Source organism: Enterobacter chuandaensis, assembly GCF_003594915.1.
Lineage (GTDB): Bacteria > Pseudomonadota > Gammaproteobacteria > Enterobacterales > Enterobacteriaceae > Enterobacter > Enterobacter chuandaensis.
In genome coordinates this window covers 10,973-26,026 of sequence record NZ_QZCS01000024.1, presented here as the reverse complement: position 1 = coordinate 26,026, position 15,054 = coordinate 10,973, and the positions used below count along the sequence as shown (strand labels likewise).

At 51.1% G+C, this 15,054-nt stretch carries 22 protein-coding genes; 6 read left to right on the top strand and 16 right to left on the bottom strand.

Annotated features, from left to right (window positions below):
- The first annotated feature begins 170 nt into the window (after nucleotides 1-170).
- Nucleotides 171-725 carry a gamma carbonic anhydrase family protein gene (locus tag D5066_RS22555; RefSeq protein ID WP_080330424.1) on the top strand — a complete coding sequence of 185 codons (555 nt, stop codon included), beginning with the start codon at nucleotides 171-173 and terminating at the stop codon, nucleotides 723-725.
- Here the strand turns inward: D5066_RS22555 and D5066_RS22550 are convergent.
- From D5066_RS22550 to dprA, 6 genes are read right to left on the bottom strand one after another with little or no spacing between them, the layout of a single operon-like run.
- Entirely contained in the window at nucleotides 701-949 is a 249-nt protein-coding gene (locus tag D5066_RS22550; protein WP_080330423.1) for a DUF1488 family protein, read from the bottom strand. The two genes, D5066_RS22555 and D5066_RS22550, sit on opposite strands and share 25 nt — an antisense overlap.
- Nucleotides 946-1,764: a shikimate dehydrogenase gene (gene aroE / locus D5066_RS22545; protein WP_080330422.1), complete on the bottom strand. Its 819-nt coding sequence runs from the start codon at nucleotides 1,762-1,764 to the stop codon at nucleotides 946-948. Before aroE ends, D5066_RS22550 begins: the two co-directional genes overlap by 4 nt.
- Before the next feature lie 4 nt (nucleotides 1,765-1,768).
- Nucleotides 1,769-2,341, bottom strand: a complete 573-nt coding sequence (tsaC, locus tag D5066_RS22540; protein WP_080330421.1) for an L-threonylcarbamoyladenylate synthase type 1 TsaC — start codon at nucleotides 2,339-2,341, stop codon at nucleotides 1,769-1,771.
- Nucleotides 2,334-2,888, bottom strand: a complete 555-nt coding sequence (locus tag D5066_RS22535) for a DNA topoisomerase family protein (protein ID WP_119917251.1) — start codon at nucleotides 2,886-2,888, stop codon at nucleotides 2,334-2,336. The genes tsaC and D5066_RS22535 overlap by 8 nt, the downstream gene beginning before the upstream one ends.
- 26 nt (nucleotides 2,889-2,914) lie before the next feature.
- On the bottom strand, nucleotides 2,915-3,388 hold the full coding sequence (gene smg, locus D5066_RS22530) for a DUF494 family protein Smg (RefSeq protein WP_008503477.1): 474 nt from the start codon (nucleotides 3,386-3,388) through the stop codon (nucleotides 2,915-2,917).
- Nucleotides 3,360-4,484: a DNA-protecting protein DprA gene (gene dprA, locus D5066_RS22525; protein ID WP_119917250.1), complete on the bottom strand. Its 1,125-nt coding sequence runs from the start codon at nucleotides 4,482-4,484 to the stop codon at nucleotides 3,360-3,362. The genes smg and dprA overlap by 29 nt, the downstream gene beginning before the upstream one ends.
- Before the next feature lie 128 nt (nucleotides 4,485-4,612).
- On the opposite strand from dprA, the gene def reads away from it, so the two are divergent.
- The 5 genes from def (at nucleotide 4,613) to mscL (ending at nucleotide 9,390) form a co-directional block, all read left to right on the top strand.
- The gene (gene def / locus D5066_RS22520) at nucleotides 4,613-5,122 is read left to right on the top strand and encodes a peptide deformylase (RefSeq protein ID WP_006812188.1); all 510 of its coding nucleotides are present in this window, start codon (nucleotides 4,613-4,615) and stop codon (nucleotides 5,120-5,122) included.
- Nucleotides 5,123-5,147: 25 nt separating this feature from the next.
- On the top strand, nucleotides 5,148-6,095 hold the full coding sequence (gene fmt, locus D5066_RS22515) for a methionyl-tRNA formyltransferase (protein ID WP_080330418.1): 948 nt from the start codon (nucleotides 5,148-5,150) through the stop codon (nucleotides 6,093-6,095).
- Nucleotides 6,096-6,147: 52 nt separating this feature from the next.
- Nucleotides 6,148-7,434, top strand: a complete 1,287-nt coding sequence (gene rsmB, locus D5066_RS22510) for a 16S rRNA (cytosine(967)-C(5))-methyltransferase RsmB (RefSeq protein ID WP_119917253.1) — start codon at nucleotides 6,148-6,150, stop codon at nucleotides 7,432-7,434.
- Between the two features lie 22 nt (nucleotides 7,435-7,456).
- Nucleotides 7,457-8,833 (top strand): Trk system potassium transporter TrkA, encoded by a 1,377-nt coding sequence (gene trkA, locus D5066_RS22505; RefSeq protein WP_080330417.1) that lies wholly within the window; start codon nucleotides 7,457-7,459, stop codon nucleotides 8,831-8,833.
- Between the two features lie 146 nt (nucleotides 8,834-8,979).
- Nucleotides 8,980-9,390 carry a large-conductance mechanosensitive channel protein MscL gene (gene mscL, locus D5066_RS22500; RefSeq protein ID WP_028014631.1) on the top strand — a complete coding sequence of 137 codons (411 nt, stop codon included), beginning with the start codon at nucleotides 8,980-8,982 and terminating at the stop codon, nucleotides 9,388-9,390.
- Here the strand turns inward: mscL and D5066_RS22495 are convergent, their stop codons facing one another.
- The 10 genes from D5066_RS22495 to secY all read right to left on the bottom strand — a co-directional run bounded on the left by D5066_RS22495 (nucleotide 9,391) and on the right by secY (nucleotide 15,048).
- Entirely contained in the window at nucleotides 9,391-9,606 is a 216-nt protein-coding gene (locus D5066_RS22495) for an alternative ribosome-rescue factor A (RefSeq protein ID WP_080330416.1), read from the bottom strand.
- 57 nt (nucleotides 9,607-9,663) lie between these two features.
- Nucleotides 9,664-10,089 (bottom strand): Zn(2+)-responsive transcriptional regulator, encoded by a 426-nt coding sequence (zntR, locus tag D5066_RS22490; RefSeq protein WP_014833516.1) that lies wholly within the window; start codon nucleotides 10,087-10,089, stop codon nucleotides 9,664-9,666.
- A 2-nt stretch (nucleotides 10,090-10,091) separates the two neighbouring features.
- The gene (locus tag D5066_RS22485; protein WP_119917249.1) at nucleotides 10,092-10,460 is read right to left on the bottom strand and encodes a DnaJ family domain-containing protein; all 369 of its coding nucleotides are present in this window, start codon (nucleotides 10,458-10,460) and stop codon (nucleotides 10,092-10,094) included.
- A gap of 107 nt (nucleotides 10,461-10,567) precedes the next feature.
- Complete coding sequence (gene rplQ / locus D5066_RS22480) at nucleotides 10,568-10,951, bottom strand: 50S ribosomal protein L17 (protein ID WP_001216368.1); 384 nt, start codon at nucleotides 10,949-10,951, stop codon at nucleotides 10,568-10,570.
- 40 nt (nucleotides 10,952-10,991) lie between these two features.
- Nucleotides 10,992-11,981 (bottom strand): DNA-directed RNA polymerase subunit alpha, encoded by a 990-nt coding sequence (locus D5066_RS22475; protein WP_002919219.1) that lies wholly within the window; start codon nucleotides 11,979-11,981, stop codon nucleotides 10,992-10,994.
- A 25-nt stretch (nucleotides 11,982-12,006) separates the two neighbouring features.
- The gene (rpsD, locus tag D5066_RS22470; protein WP_004868345.1) at nucleotides 12,007-12,627 is read right to left on the bottom strand and encodes a 30S ribosomal protein S4; all 621 of its coding nucleotides are present in this window, start codon (nucleotides 12,625-12,627) and stop codon (nucleotides 12,007-12,009) included.
- A 32-nt stretch (nucleotides 12,628-12,659) separates the two neighbouring features.
- A complete protein-coding gene (gene rpsK, locus D5066_RS22465; RefSeq protein WP_003863312.1) occupies nucleotides 12,660-13,049 on the bottom strand; it encodes a 30S ribosomal protein S11 in 390 nt (129 codons plus the stop codon).
- Between the two features lie 16 nt (nucleotides 13,050-13,065).
- Nucleotides 13,066-13,422, bottom strand: coding sequence for a 30S ribosomal protein S13 (gene rpsM / locus D5066_RS22460; protein ID WP_013099021.1), 357 nt, complete (start codon nucleotides 13,420-13,422; stop codon nucleotides 13,066-13,068).
- Between the two features lie 146 nt (nucleotides 13,423-13,568).
- A complete protein-coding gene (rpmJ, locus tag D5066_RS22455) occupies nucleotides 13,569-13,685 on the bottom strand; it encodes a 50S ribosomal protein L36 (protein WP_000868187.1) in 117 nt (38 codons plus the stop codon).
- Nucleotides 13,686-13,716: 31 nt separating this feature from the next.
- Nucleotides 13,717-15,048 carry a preprotein translocase subunit SecY gene (gene secY, locus D5066_RS22450; RefSeq protein WP_003863305.1) on the bottom strand — a complete coding sequence of 444 codons (1,332 nt, stop codon included), beginning with the start codon at nucleotides 15,046-15,048 and terminating at the stop codon, nucleotides 13,717-13,719.
- Between the last annotated feature and the right edge of the window lie 6 nt (nucleotides 15,049-15,054).

The window sequence follows — 15,054 nt, the reverse complement described above, 5'->3', positions numbered from 1 at the left end:
TCCCATTTTTTAGCACAAGTATTTTTTAGATCTTTTTTTCCGACTGCTGATTTTCCGCGCTTTTCGCTGAAATCCCGCCCGATTTGCTTAAATATTGACGTATTTTGCCTTGCCTCAATCCATTACTATGATCAAAGTCTTCTGTATAGCGCTCATTGTTAGAGGTAGATATGCCCGCAGTATTACGTCCTTATAAAGATCTGTTCCCCAAAAAAGGCGATCGCGTGATGATCGATCCCAGCAGCGTGATCATTGGTGATGTCCGAATGGCCGATGACGTCAGCATCTGGCCGCTCGTCGCCATCAGGGGAGATGTTAACTATGTGTCGATTGGCGCACGTACCAACATCCAGGACGGTAGCGTTCTGCATGTCACGCACAAATCCTCCTATAACCCGGAGGGCAATCCCCTGATCATTGGAGAAGAGGTTACCGTCGGCCATAAAGTGATGCTTCACGGCTGCACTATCGGAAACCGCGTACTTGTTGGCATGGGATCGATTTTGCTGGATGGTGTAATAGTAGAAGAAGATGTAATGATTGGTGCCGGTAGCCTGGTCCCGCAGAACAAACGGCTGGAGAGTGGCTATCTTTATCTGGGAAGCCCGGTAAAACAGATCCGCCCCCTGAAGGAGGCAGAGATCGAAGGGTTAAAATACTCGGCGAACAACTACGTTAACTGGAAGAATGACTATTTGGATCAGGACAACCAAACCCAGCCCTGATCGTCTTCCTGCTGATCGCGGATTAAATCGCTGGCTTCCTCTTCCAGATCCCAGCGATTTTCGCAAAATACCGCTATCGGGTCTGAACCGCCAAAACGACGCAACAGTGTTTCCCCATGAATGGCACAGGTCAGTTGCATACCCTGTACCAGCACCGGGAAACAAACCGCTTGTTTACTCTCATCCCAGTTCTCTCTGTCCGGGAAATGAATAGCCTGGTTCACGCCGAAAGCTCCTGCTTTAACTTTTCAATGACAGGTTCAACCGCAGGCAACACGCCATGCCAGAGCAGCACCGCATGCGCGGCCTGTCCCACCAGCATTCCTAGCCCATCGGCTAAATGTTTCGCGCCATGTTGCTCGCACCAGTTCAGGAAGGGGGTATTCCCTTTCTGATAAAACATGTCATAGAAATAGACGTGAGCGCTTACCAGGGAAGCTGGGATTGCCGGGATCTCACCATTAATGCCGCTGGAGGTGGCATTGATAACCAGATCAAATTCATGCCCGGCAAGCTCGTCAAGCGCTACCGCACTCACGCTGCCAGTATGCGCAAACAACGCAGCCAGCGCTTCTGCCCGGGAAAAGGTTCTGTTAGTAATGGTCACCGCACAGTCCAGGGAAAGCAGAGGCAACAGCACTCCCCGCGACGCGCCACCCGCACCAATCAGCAGGACCCGGAACCCGGGTTTGATAAAGGAGAGTCTTTCCAGGTCGCTCAGCAAACCAATTCCATCTGTGTTGTCACCCAGAAGGCGTCCATCCTCAAGCCGTTTCAGGGTATTTACTGCACCAGCAAGAGAAGCGCGCTCGGTCAGTTCATCCGCACGTTCGAAGGCTTCCTCTTTAAAGGGAACCGTTACATTCGCACCTTTGCCACCGTCGGCGAAAAAAGCCTCCAGCGTCGGAATAAATGCATCCACCGGTGCCAGTACGCGGCCATAGAGATGATTTATCTGCAACTGCTCCGCAAATTGCTGATGGATTAACGGTGACTTGCTGTGTGCAATCGGATTACCAAAAACAGCATAGGTTTCCATGAGATTACCCCTGGCGAAAACGTTCGCCGGTCAAAGCGTCGCGAATTTCAGACGGATTCAGGCGCCCTCCCGTCTCTCCAGCAGCAACCGGGAAGTCATTACCGAACTGTGCCAGCACTTCTTCGGTTGTACGACAAGGTGGCAACCCGGTCAGGTTGGCGCTGGTTGAGACCAGCGGTTTACCAAATGCCAGGCAAAGCTCAACCACCAGCGGATGATCGGTGACGCGAACGGCAAGGGAATCAAAGCGCCCGGTCAACCAGCGTGGTGTTGTTGGCTGCGCCGGGAAAACAAAGGTCACCGGTCCCGGCCATGCGGAGAAGATAGTCTCGCGCTGCGCTGGCGTCAGCATGGAGTCATCGATGTAGGGTTTTAGCTGCTCGTAATTCGCAGCGATCAAAATCAGCCCTTTCTCGACGGGTCTTTGTTTTAAGGCAAGCAGGCGGCTTACAGCCGTCTCGCTGTCAGGATCGCAACCGACCCCAAAAACAGCTTCAGTTGGATAGGCGATGACTTCTTCTTTTTTCAGCACGTCCACAGCATGCGCAATGGAGCCTGATGGCAGGTTATTATTCACTATTTTGATCCGCCGCAACCGGCTTTCCACATTGTTTACTGGCGCAGAAGCGTTTCATACCTTGCGCCGTTTTCTTCTCGATAAGTAGCGGATAATTGCAATGAGCGCAGACGCCCGCTACCGGTTTGAAATTGATAACGAACTGGCATTCAGGATAGCGATCGCAGGAATGGAAGGTCTTACCATAACGGGAACGACGCTGTACCAGCTGGCCGTGTTGACATTGTGGGCAAGCAATGGCCGTTTCATCAGGCTTATCAATTTGTTCCGTATGTTCACATTCTGGATAACGGCTACAGCCAATAAACATACCGAAACGCCCCTGACGTAACGCTAATTCACCGCCACAAAGAGGACAAGGCTGTCCCTCCAGAATTTTAACAATATGTCCATCCGCCTGGCTTTTCAGGGGACGGACATAATCACATTCCGGATAGTGTGAACAACCGAGAAACGGACCGTGTTTCCCGGACCGAATAACAAGTTCAGCCCCGCACTGCGGGCAGGGCTCGTTTTTATGCACCGTGAATAGTGCTGATTTGGCCATAACAACTCTTGGTGCTGCACATAGAATTAATGCAGCATACCTTCATTCACTTCAAAGAGTAATTCTTCCATCTGCTGATAGGCATTTTCACAGCCAGGGATATTAAACAGAACCATCAGAATCACCCATTTGAGATCTTCCAGTTCAAATTCTGCCGTATCCAGCGCCATGACACGCTCTATCACCATTTCTCTCGTTTCGAGGTTCAGCACCTGAATCTGCTCAAGGAATAAGATGAACCCCCGACAGCTGGCGTCCAGCCTTTCACACTCTTCAGCGGTATAAATGCGTACTGACAATGGGTCAGAAGCAAGCTGCATCGGTTCGGCGAGGCCTTCCTGATAATCAGCCAGTTTTTCCAGCCACATCAACGCATTGTAGATATCTTCCCGCTCAAACCCCGCATCGGTAAGATCCTGTGTCAATTTGTCCTGATCCACTCGCATTTCTGCTTCGTTATGGATGTAAGTCTCAAACAAATACATCAGTACGTCGAACATGGCATGCCCTCCTTAATCGGACATAGCCGCCGGGTACAGCTGCGATCCACCCTGCTAACTCCAGTTCGAGTAGCTGTGCTACCGTTACTGGCACAGGTTGGCCGGCACGTTCAGCGACAACGTCAACAGGTGTTACCTCATCTCCTACGTTAGCCAGGAGCTTGGGAAATGGCAATGCCACCTTTCCCTGATCTGATGAATAATGTCGCTTTTCGGGATCTTCCTGCAGACATTGCAAGCCATATTGCAAATTTTCAAGAATGTCCCGCACTTCTGTTACCGGCGTCGCACCCTGCTTTATCAGCCAGTGTGGTCCTTCGCACCCCGGGTTACCAATCGGGCCGGGTAAGGCGAAAACCTCCCTCCCCTGATCGAGCGCGCATCGTGCTGTGACCAACGAGCCGCTTCGCACTGCCGCTTCAACGACCAATACTCCCTGGCTAAGCCCGCTGATAATCCGATTACGACGCGGGAAGTTTGCCGGTCGAGGCTGCGCGGAAAGAGGGAACTCAGATACTATCGCCCCGTCAGATTCGATTAATCGCATAGCCAAAGCCTGGTGCCGACGGGGATAAATGCTAAACAGGCCGTTCCCCAGTACGGCCACGCTACGCCCTTTTACAGACAGCGCGGCGTTGTGAGCAATGCCGTCTACACCGCAGGCCAGCCCGCTGGTGATCGTGAAACCACATTGCGAAAGTTGTTCGCATAGAATTTTCCCCCACCGTTCTCCGTACCATGACGGCGCACGGCTACCCACGACCGCCAGTTGGACAGCATTAAGGATTTCAGGGTTACCTTTTACGAATAGTGCGCCGGGATAATCAGGAATTGCTCGAAGTAAAGGAGGATAAAGCGGATGGTTTGCCGTCAGCAGATGATTCCCCGGCTGCTCAAGCCATATCAGACTACGCTCCAGTTCACTTTCATCTGGGGTAAAGAACCGCTCAGCCTGTTTTGCTGTCAGCCCGGCCCCTCTGACAGCGGGAACATCTATATTTGCCCGTTTGCACAGTTGTGCCGCCGCTTCCAGCATTCCATCACCACATAGTGAACCTGTGTGTATTAGGCGTAGCCATATCTCGATAGACGTCATCCTTTCCTCCTGCCACAAGCGGCCTACGCAATCATTGCGATTGGTCACTGATGCTGTCAATCGACCGGGGATTTGTCTAGAATAGAAGTAATATTCTTATCAACTCCTGAACACGACTCTGGAAATTTATGGCAGTTTTGCAAGTGTTACATATTCCGGACGAGCGCCTTCGCATCGTCGCTGAACCAGTTAAAGAAGTGAATGCAGAAATCCAGCGTATCGTTGATGATATGTTCGATACTATGTACGCCGAAGAAGGCATTGGCCTGGCGGCGACGCAGGTAGACATTCACAAGCGTATTATCGTGATCGACGTCTCTGAGAATCGCGATGAGCGGCTGGTACTGATCAACCCTGAGCTGCTTGAAAAGAGCGGCGAAACGGGTATTGAGGAAGGCTGTCTGTCTATTCCTGAACAGCGCGCGTTAGTGCCGCGTGCCGAAAAAGTGAAAATCCGCGCCCTGGATCGTGACGGAAATCCGTTCGAGCTGGAAGCAGACGACCTGCTGGCAATTTGTATTCAGCATGAGATGGATCACCTGGTCGGTAAACTGTTTATCGATTATCTCTCTCCGCTAAAACAGCAGCGTATTCGTCAGAAAGTAGAGAAACTGGATCGTTTGCGCTCTCGCGCATAGCATCCCCCCGGATACAAGGATCATCGTGTCTAAAACACTACGTATTATCTTCGCGGGTACCCCTGATTTTGCAGCGCGTCATCTTGACGCGCTGTTATCTTCTGGTCACCAGGTTGTTGGCGTCTTTACCCAGCCGGACCGTCCGGCCGGTCGGGGTAAAAAACTGATGCCGAGCCCAGTTAAGGTGCTGGCAGAAGAGCATGGACTACCTGTTTTCCAGCCTGCATCCTTACGCCCTCAGGAAAACCAGCAGTTAGTAGCTGACCTCAACGCCGACGTAATGGTGGTAGTGGCTTACGGTTTAATTCTGCCAAAAGCGGTGCTTGATATGCCTCGTCTGGGTTGTATCAACGTGCATGGTTCCCTGCTCCCGCGTTGGCGCGGTGCGGCGCCTATCCAGCGCTCCCTGTGGGCAGGTGATGCCGAAACGGGCGTTACCATCATGAAGATGGACGTAGGTTTAGACACCGGCGATATGCTGTATAAACTGGCCTGCCCCATTACGTCTGACGATACCAGCGCCACACTGTATGACAAACTTGCAGACCTCGGTCCGCAAGGGCTTATCGAAACGCTGCAGCAGCTGGCTGATAATACGGCGAAACCGGAAGTTCAGGATGACGCGCTGGTGACTTATGCCGAAAAACTGAGCAAAGAAGAAGCGCGTATCGACTGGTCTTTGTCTGCGGCTCAACTTGAACGCTGCATTCGCGCTTTTAATCCGTGGCCAATGAGCTGGATGGAGATTGATGAGCAGCCGGTGAAAGTCTGGAAGGCCTCCGTCATTAGCGGTGATACTGCAGCTGAACCCGGTACGATTATCGAAGCCAGCAAGAACGGGATCCAAGTGGCGACTGCAGAAGGGATCCTGAATCTTGAGTCGCTGCAACCGGCCGGGAAGAAAGCCATGAGCGCTCAGGATCTCTTAAATTCCCGTCGCGAATGGTTTATGCCGGGCAATCGTCTTGCCTGACCTAATATATGCTTAAGGCCCGGTGTTTCCGGGCATTTTTATTTTTACGGTTATGAAAAAACAAAATCTACGCAGTATGGCGGCCCAGGCCGTTGAGCAGGTTATCGAGCAGGGGCAATCACTGAGTAATGTCCTGCCTCCGCTGCAACAAAAAGTCTCTGATAAAGACAAAGCTCTGCTTCAGGAACTCTGCTTTGGCGTCCTGCGCACGCTTTCTCAGCTTGAGTGGCTCATTAATAAGCTGATGTCACGCCCAATGACAGGCAAACAGCGCACCGTACATTATTTGATTATGGTGGGGTTTTATCAGCTTCTTCATACCCGCATTCCTCCTCACGCTGCACTGGCTGAAACGGTGGAAGGTGCCGTTGCGATTAAACGCCCTCAGTTGAAGGGATTAATCAACGGCGTACTGCGACAGTTCCAGCGTCAACAGGACGAGCTTCTGGCTGAATTTGCACAAAGTGAAACACGTTTTCTGCACCCGGACTGGCTGTTGAAGCGCCTGAAAAAAGCGTATCCGCAGCAGTGGCAGGACATTGCCGAAGCCAATAACCAGCGCCCGCCAATGTGGTTGCGCATCAATCGTAATCACCTAACCCGTGACGCATGGCTGGCATTACTGGAAGAAACGGGAATGAGTGGATTCACCCATGAAGCCTACCCTGATGCGGTGCGTTTAGCTTCCCCTGCACCGGTACATGCTTTACCCGGTTTTGATGAAGGCTGGGTGACCGTGCAGGATGCCTCGGCTCAGGGCTGCATGGCCTGGCTTGAACCTAAAAACGGGGAACAGATCCTCGACCTTTGTGCTGCTCCAGGCGGAAAAACAACGCACATCCTGGAAGTGGCTCCGCAGGCCAACGTCATGGCAGTGGATGTCGATGAACAGCGCCTCTCACGCGTCTACGATAACCTCAAGCGTCTGGGTATGAAGGCACAGGTTAAGCAGGGCGACGGACGCAAGCCCGCAGAATGGTGTGGTGAAACGCAATTTGATCGTATTTTGCTGGATGCCCCTTGTTCAGCAACCGGCGTTATTCGCCGTCATCCGGACATCAAGTGGCTTCGCCGCGATCGTGACATTAAAGAACTTTCGCAGCTGCAATCCGATATTCTGGATGCCATCTGGCCACATCTCAAACCCGGCGGAACGCTGGTCTATGCAACCTGCTCCATATTGCCAGAAGAAAACAGTCAGCAAATCGCGGCCTTCCTTAAACGCACCCCGGACGCAGCGTTGCACGATACGGGAACGCCTGAACGCCCGGGTCAGCAGAACCTGCCCGGTGCGGAAGAGGGTGATGGCTTCTTTTACGCTAAGCTAATCAAAGAGTGATGTTGAGAACAGGTCACGAGATATGAAGATTATCATTCTGGGCGCAGGACAAGTGGGCGGAACGCTGGCAGAAAACCTGGTTGGAGAAAACAACGACATTACGATTGTTGATACCAACGGCGATCGTCTGCGTGTTTTACAGGACAAGTTTGACCTGCGCGTGGTGCAGGGTCATGGTTCGCACCCGCGGGTTCTTCGCGAGGCCGGCGCCGACGATGCCGATATGCTTGTTGCGGTCACCAGTTCTGACGAAACCAATATGGTAGCTTGTCAGGTGGCCTACTCGCTTTTCAACACACCTAACCGAATCGCGCGTATCCGTTCCCCGGACTATGTCCGTGATGCCGAGAAGCTCTTTAATTCAGAAGCGGTTCCTATTGACCATCTCATCGCGCCAGAACAGCTGGTTATCGACAATATCTATCGTCTGATCGAATATCCGGGCGCCCTGCAGGTAGTCAACTTTGCCGAAGGTAAAGTCAGTCTGGCTGTCGTGAAGGCTTATTACGGCGGTCCGTTAATCGGCAATGCGCTTTCCACCATGCGCGAGCACATGCCGCATATCGATACGCGCGTCGCCGCCATTTTCCGTCACGACAGACCTATTCGCCCGCAAGGCTCCACGATTGTCGAAGCAGGGGATGAAGTCTTCTTTATTGCGGCCTCTCAGCATATCCGTGCGGTGATGAGTGAGTTGCAGCGTCTCGAAAAGCCTTATAAACGTATTATGCTGGTCGGCGGTGGCAATATTGGAGCGGGTCTCGCACGCAGGCTGGAAAAAGACTACAGCGTGAAGTTGATCGAGCGCGATCAGCAGCGTGCTGCTGAGCTGGCGGAAAAGTTGCAAAATACGATCGTATTTTACGGCGATGCCTCGGATCAGGAACTGCTGGCTGAAGAACATATTGATCAAGTTGATCTCTTTATTGCCGTCACCAATGACGACGAGGCGAATATAATGTCCGCCATGCTCGCCAAGCGTATGGGGGCAAAGAAGGTCATGGTGCTTATCCAGCGCAAGGCATATGTCGATCTGGTTCAGGGCAGCGTTATTGATATTGCCATTTCGCCGCAGCAGGCGACGATTTCTGCCCTGCTTAGCCATGTACGTAAAGCAGATATTGTCGGCGTTTCATCTCTGCGTCGCGGGGTGGCAGAAGCCATTGAAGCGGTAGCTCATGGAGATGAAACCACCTCCCGCGTAGTGGGCCGCGCCATCGACGAAATTAAGCTGCCGCCGGGCACAATTATCGGCGCCGTAGTGCGCGGGAATGACGTTATGATCGCCAATGATAATTTGCGTATTGAGCAAGGCGACCACGTAATTATGTTCCTTACCGATAAAAAATTTATTACCGACGTCGAACGTTTATTCCAGCCAAGTCCATTCTTCCTTTAATGCTTTGGGTGCTCAAGCAAGAGCACCCGAACTTTATCCTTTTAATTCCTGTGCCTTTTATTTTTCATAACGTTTAATTATCCCGAATGGCAATTGGCTAATCATTTGTTAAACTTATACTCGTCAGCTGGCACAAGGAGAACATAATGAGTTTTATTAAAGAATTTCGCGAATTTGCGATGCGCGGGAACGTGGTGGATTTGGCAGTGGGTGTCATTATTGGTGCGGCATTCGGCAAGATTGTTTCATCATTAGTGGCAGACATTATCATGCCACCTTTAGGGCTACTAATCGGGGGCATTGATTTCAAACAATTCGCCTTCACGCTGCGTGAAGCCCAGGGGGATATCCCGGCAGTCGTGATGCATTACGGCGTATTTATCCAGAACGTATTTGATTTCGTGATCGTGGCGTTTGCCATTTTTATGGCTATCAAGCTAATCAACAGGCTCAACCGTAAAAAAGAAGAGCCAGCAGCAGCGCCTGCACCAACAAAAGAAGAAGTGTTACTGAGTGAAATTCGCGATCTGTTAAAAGAGCAGAATAACCGCGTTTAATCAGCAGTTAAAAACAGGAAGGCCAGTGGTAAATAAGCGATTCGCTTGCTTGCCACTGGCCTCCCAGTTACCCCGTTTTCCGTGCTTGTCTTTACGCAGATAACTTCCCTTCCCTTTTTTATTCTTTTCAACGCGCTGTCGAAAAAGCGGGTCATGAAGTAAAGCCTCAATGGCATTGTCTTTGATTTGTCCCTTCGTGTGCTGATAGCGGCTCATAATGTCTCCTGAGCATGGTTTATGACGACGGAAGTCTAGACCCGGGTGGACTAAAAATCAACAACCCTGAGTTTCTCCACTGGCTCCCTGTTCAAGGGCTTCCAGAATGGAACAATAAATACTGCTATGGGCTGTTCCGCAGCAGGCATCATTAAGCCTTTGCAAAGAGCGCTGCATGGTTTGCAGTTCCTGAATGCGCGCTTCAACTTCATCCAACCGGGCCTGGACAATGCTTTTTGATTCCTGGCAGGTGTGATGAGCAGGATCGATGCGGATCGATAACAACTCGCGGATCGAATCCAGCGTGAAGCCAAGTTGTCGCGCATAGCGTATGAATCTCAGACGCTGTAGATCATTATCGGTATAAAGCCGAAAGCCCCCCTCCGTGCGTACTTCATGATCGATCATCTGCTGCTTTTCGTAATATCGGATGGTATCCGGCGTTACGTTCGCGAGCTTTGCAAGTTCACCGATACGGTACATCGTTACTCCTCATCTATTTTCTGCATCAATCTTTCACTGTATTCACCATGCAGGAATTCAGTGTCCATCCCGGCCTGCTGTAGCTTGAGCTCGATTAGCGCAAGCCTGCGGCTAAATTCTGTATGTCGGGGGTCGTCCTGACGAATTCCTTTGAGAAGATCGGCCAGCTCGACAGCCTCTCTGCGCTGCTCAAGCTCAGGTGGGAGGCAGCCAGCATTTTTCAGTAAACGGTAACCAGCCCTAAGTTCAGGCGCGATGTGCGAATCATCTTCAAGTACCAGACGCTCTCCACTTCCGGGTAGATTGTCGAATTCACCTTTATTTTGGGCATCGCGAATATGGCGTTCTGCCCACTGGTCGAGCAACCACATGATGAGCTCCAGAGGATGAACAAAATTGATACAGGCATTGTAGATAAGTGGGGATATGGCGGATATAAAAAAACCCGCCGGAGCGGGTTTTTTTACGTTACTGCAGATTACTCTGCAGCAGCTTCTGCTTTCTCTGAACGATCAACCAGCTCGATGTAAGCCATCGGCGCGTTGTCGCCTGCACGGAAACCACACTTCAGAATGCGAGTGTAACCACCGGCACGGCTCGCGAAACGCGGGCCCAGTTCGTTAAACAGTTTTGCCACGATCTCGTTATCACGAGTACGGGCGAATGCCAGACGACGATTAGCAACGCTGTCAGTCTTGGCAAGAGTAATCAGCGGCTCAACTACGCGACGCAGTTCTTTCGCTTTAGGCAGGGTCGTCTTGATGATTTCATGACGAACCAGTGAACCTGCCATGTTGCGGAACATAGCCTGGCGATGGCTGCTGTTGCGGTTCAGTTGACGACCACTCTTACGATGGCGCATGACCTTATCCTTCTCAGTAAAACCTTAACCTGTGATCCGGTTACTCGTCAGCAATGCTTGCCGGTGGCCAGTTTTCCAGGCGCATGCCCAGAGACAGACCACGTGAAGCCAGCACGTCTTTAATCTCGGTAAGAGATTTTTTACCCAGGTTCGGCGTTTTCAGCAACTCAACCTCGGTACGCTGTACCAGATCACCGATATAGTGGATAGCTTCTGCCTTGAGGCAGTTAGCAGAGCGGACAGTCAATTCGAGATCGTCAACAGGGCGCAGCAGGATCGGATCGAATTCTGGTTTCTCTTCTTTCACTTCCGGCTGACGTACATCACGTAAGTCAACGAAAGCTTCCAGTTGTTCTGCCAGGATGGTCGCCGCACGACGAATCGCCTCTTCAGGATCGATTGTGCCGTTGGTTTCCATTTCGATGACCAGCTTGTCCAGGTCGGTACGCTGTTCTACACGCGCTGCTTCAACATTGTAGGCAATACGCTCTACAGGGCTATAGCATGCGTCGACCAGCAGACGGCCGATTGGGCGCTCATCTTCTTCCGAATGAATTCGGGCAGAAGCCGGCACATAACCACGACCGCGCTGAACTTTGATACGCATGCTAATAGCTGCGTTCTCATCGGTCAGGTGGCAGATCACGTGCTGCGGCTTGACGATTTCAACATCACCGTCGTGGGTGATGTCGGCTGCAGTCACAGGGCCAATGCCAGATTTATTCAGAGTAAGAATAACTTCATCTTTACCCTGAACTCTCACCGCCAGCCCTTTCAGGTTGAGCAGGATTTCAAGGATATCTTCCTGAACGCCTTCTTTGGTGCTGTACTCATGAAGTACACCATCAATCTCAACCTCGGTCACCGCGCAACCCGGCATCGATGAGAGCAGAATACGGCGCAGTGCGTTACCCAGAGTATGGCCAAAGCCACGCTCTAAAGGCTCAAGGGTCACCTTGGCGTGCGTCGAACTCACTTGCTCGATATCTACCAGGCGCGGTTTTAGAAACTCTGTCACAGAACCCTGCATTGTGTCCTCTCTTTGGTACTAAGCTTTACTTGGAGTAAAGCTCGACGATCAGGTGTTCGTTAATGTCCGCAGACAGATCAGAACGCTCAGGCTGACGCTTGAACGTACCTTCCATCTTGCCAGCATCAACTTCCAGCCAGGTTGGCTTTTCACGCTGCTCAGCCAGCTCCAGAGCGGCCTTCACGCGAGATTGCTTTTTCGCTTTCTCACGAATGCTAACAACGTCATTCGCTTTAACCTGATAAGAAGCGATGTTAACAACACGACCGTTTACCATGATTGCTTTGTGGCTAACCAGCTGACGTGATTCAGCACGAGTAGCGCCGAAGCCCATACGGTATACAACGTTGTCCAGACGACCTTCCAGCAGAGCCAGCAGGTTTTCACCTGTGTTGCCTTTCAGACGTGCTGCTTCTTTATAGTAGTTACGGAACTGACGCTCCAGCACACCGTACATACGGCGAACTTTTTGCTTTTCACGCAACTGCACACCATAGTCAGACAGACGCGGTTTACGCGCACCGTGCTGGCCAGGAGCTTGTTCAATTTTACACTTGGTATCGATCGCGCGAACGCCAGACTTAAGGAATAAGTCGGTGCCCTCACGACGGCTCAGCTTGAGCTTAGGACCCAAATATCTTGCCATTTTCTATCTCCAACTAACCTAAAAAACGAGCGTTATACGCGACGTTTTTTCGGCGGACGACAACCGTTATGAGGGATCGGAGTCACATCAGTAATATTCGTGATGCGGAAACCAGCGGCGTTCAGAGCGCGAACAGTAGATTCACGACCCGGACCCGGACCTTTAACCATAACTTCCAGATTCTTGATGCCGTATTCTTTTACGGCTTCAGCGCAACGCTCTGCTGCAACCTGAGCTGCGAACGGAGTGGATTTGCGAGAACCACGGAAACCGGAACCACCGGCTGTTGCCCAACCCAATGCGTTACCCTGACGATCAGTAATAGTAACGATGGTGTTGTTGAAAGAAGCATGGATATGAGCCACGCCGTCAGAGACTTGTTTTCTTACACGTTTACGTGCACGAACTGGTGCCTTTGCCATTATTCAATCACCCCGATTATTTCTTGATCGGTTTGCGCGGACCCTTACGGGTACGTGCGTTGGTCTTAGTACGCTGACCGCGCACTGGCAGACCACGACGATGACGCAAACCGCGATAGCAACCAAGATCCATCAGGCGCTTGATGCTCATGCTGATTTCACGGCGCAGATCACCTTCAACGACAAATTTGGCAACTTCGTCACGCAGCGTGTCGATTTGTCCTTCAGACAGCTCACTGATCTTAACATCTTCAGCGATACCCGCTGCAGCCAGGATGGCTTTAGAACGGGTCTTGCCGATGCCGTAGATCGAAGTTAATGCGATCACAGCATGTTTCTGATCAGGAATGTTAATGCCTGCTATACGGGCCACTATGCACTCCTACTATTTAATATGTACGCACCATGCTGAAAAGCCCGTTTTCAGGATACTCAAATGGAAACGTACAGACATACAAAAGATTGGCTGGCTAATCTAGCCAGCTCAACCCAACTTTGCAAGAAAAATATGCGAAATAATCAGCCTTGGCGCTGTTTATGCTTCGGCTCGGCACTGCAAATCACACGGATGACACCATCACGCTTAACGATTTTGCAGTTACGGCATAATTTCTTGACGGAAGCACGAACTTTCATTTTTACTCTCCGTAACTTCTCAGGCGACCAATTAGCGGCCGTAGCCTTTCAGGTTCGCCTTCTTCAATGCAGACTCATACTGACTGGACATCATCAGAGTTTGCACTTGAGCCATAAAGTCCATAATCACGACAACAACGATAAGCAGTGAGGTTCCACCGAAGTAGAACGGTACTTTCATTGCATCACGCATGAACTCCGGGATCAGGCAGATAAAAGTAATATAAAGCGCACCAACCAAAGTCAGGCGGGTCATTACTTTATCGATATACTTCGCCGTTTGCTCTCCCGGACGAATTCCTGGTACAAATGCACCGGACTTCTTCAGGTTATCTGCTGTTTCACGCGGGTTGAAGACCAACGCCGTGTAGAAGAAACAGAAGAAGATGATCGCAGACGCATAGAGTAACACATAAAGTGGTTGCCCAGGCTGCAAATACAGCGAAATTGTTGTCAGCCAGTTCCAACCAGTACCGCCCCCGAACCATGACGCGATGGTTGCCGGGAACAGAATAATACTGGAAGCGAAGATAGCCGGGATAACCCCCGCCATATTCACTTTCAGCGGTAAATGTGTGCTCTGTGCAGCATAGACACGACGACCTTGCTGACGCTTAGCGTAGTTCACCACAATGCGGCGTTGACCACGTTCAACGAAGACAACAAAGAACGTCACTGCAAATACTAATACTGCAACCAACAGCAACAGGAGGAAGTGCAGGTCGCCTTGACGCGCTTGCTCGATAGTATGGGCGATGGCCGGCGGGAGACCCGCAACGATACCGGCGAAGATAATGATTGAGATACCGTTACCGATACCACGCTCAGTAATCTGTTCGCCGAGCCACATCAGGAACATCGTCCCTGTGACCAGACTAACAACAGCGGTGAAATAGAATGCAAAGCCTGGGTTTAATACCAGGCCCTGCATACCAGGCATATTCGGCAGACCGGTAGCAATACCGATCGACTGGAATATTGCCAGCACCAGAGTACCGTAACGGGTGTACTGACTAATCTTACGACGTCCAGATTCCCCTTCTTTCTTCAGCTCTGCCAGGGCCGGATGAACGACCGTCAGCAGCTGGATAATAATAGAGGCCGAAATGTACGGCATAATACCCAGCGCAAAGATAGAAGCACGGCTGAGAGCACCACCAGAGAACATGTTGAACATTTCAATGATGGTGCCTCGCTGTTGCTCAAGCAGTTTGGCAAGTACAGCGGCATCGATACCAGGGATCGGAATAAAAGAGCCAATACGGAACACAATCAGCGCGCCGATAACAAACAGCAGTCTGCGTTTCAGCTCGCCAAATCCACCTTTGGCACTTTGAAAATCTAATCCCGGTTGCTTAGCCATCTGCTA

What these genes read in the sequence shown, in the direction of transcription:
- D5066_RS22555 (WP_080330424.1), top strand. Translation starts at nt 171, where the DNA reads ATGCCCGCAGTATTACGTCCTTATAAAGATCTGTTCCCCAAAAAAGGC.
- aroE (WP_080330422.1), bottom strand. Translation starts at nt 1,764, where the DNA reads ATGGAAACCTATGCTGTTTTTGGTAATCCGATTGCACACAGCAAGTCA.
- D5066_RS22535 (WP_119917251.1), bottom strand. Translation starts at nt 2,888, where the DNA reads ATGGCCAAATCAGCACTATTCACGGTGCATAAAAACGAGCCCTGCCCG.
- smg (WP_008503477.1), bottom strand. Translation starts at nt 3,388, where the DNA reads ATGTTCGACGTACTGATGTATTTGTTTGAGACTTACATCCATAACGAA.
- dprA (WP_119917250.1), bottom strand. Translation starts at nt 4,484, where the DNA reads ATGACGTCTATCGAGATATGGCTACGCCTAATACACACAGGTTCACTA.
- def (WP_006812188.1), top strand. Translation starts at nt 4,613, where the DNA reads ATGGCAGTTTTGCAAGTGTTACATATTCCGGACGAGCGCCTTCGCATC.
- rsmB (WP_119917253.1), top strand. Translation starts at nt 6,148, where the DNA reads ATGAAAAAACAAAATCTACGCAGTATGGCGGCCCAGGCCGTTGAGCAG.
- trkA (WP_080330417.1), top strand. Translation starts at nt 7,457, where the DNA reads ATGAAGATTATCATTCTGGGCGCAGGACAAGTGGGCGGAACGCTGGCA.
- mscL (WP_028014631.1), top strand. Translation starts at nt 8,980, where the DNA reads ATGAGTTTTATTAAAGAATTTCGCGAATTTGCGATGCGCGGGAACGTG.
- D5066_RS22495 (WP_080330416.1), bottom strand. Translation starts at nt 9,606, where the DNA reads ATGAGCCGCTATCAGCACACGAAGGGACAAATCAAAGACAATGCCATT.
- zntR (WP_014833516.1), bottom strand. Translation starts at nt 10,089, where the DNA reads ATGTACCGTATCGGTGAACTTGCAAAGCTCGCGAACGTAACGCCGGAT.
- D5066_RS22485 (WP_119917249.1), bottom strand. Translation starts at nt 10,460, where the DNA reads ATGTGGTTGCTCGACCAGTGGGCAGAACGCCATATTCGCGATGCCCAA.
- rplQ (WP_001216368.1), bottom strand. Translation starts at nt 10,951, where the DNA reads ATGCGCCATCGTAAGAGTGGTCGTCAACTGAACCGCAACAGCAGCCAT.
- D5066_RS22475 (WP_002919219.1), bottom strand. Translation starts at nt 11,981, where the DNA reads ATGCAGGGTTCTGTGACAGAGTTTCTAAAACCGCGCCTGGTAGATATC.
- rpsD (WP_004868345.1), bottom strand. Translation starts at nt 12,627, where the DNA reads ATGGCAAGATATTTGGGTCCTAAGCTCAAGCTGAGCCGTCGTGAGGGC.
- rpsK (WP_003863312.1), bottom strand. Translation starts at nt 13,049, where the DNA reads ATGGCAAAGGCACCAGTTCGTGCACGTAAACGTGTAAGAAAACAAGTC.
- rpmJ (WP_000868187.1), bottom strand. Translation starts at nt 13,685, where the DNA reads ATGAAAGTTCGTGCTTCCGTCAAGAAATTATGCCGTAACTGCAAAATC.
- secY (WP_003863305.1), bottom strand. Translation starts at nt 15,048, where the DNA reads ATGGCTAAGCAACCGGGATTAGATTTTCAAAGTGCCAAAGGTGGATTT.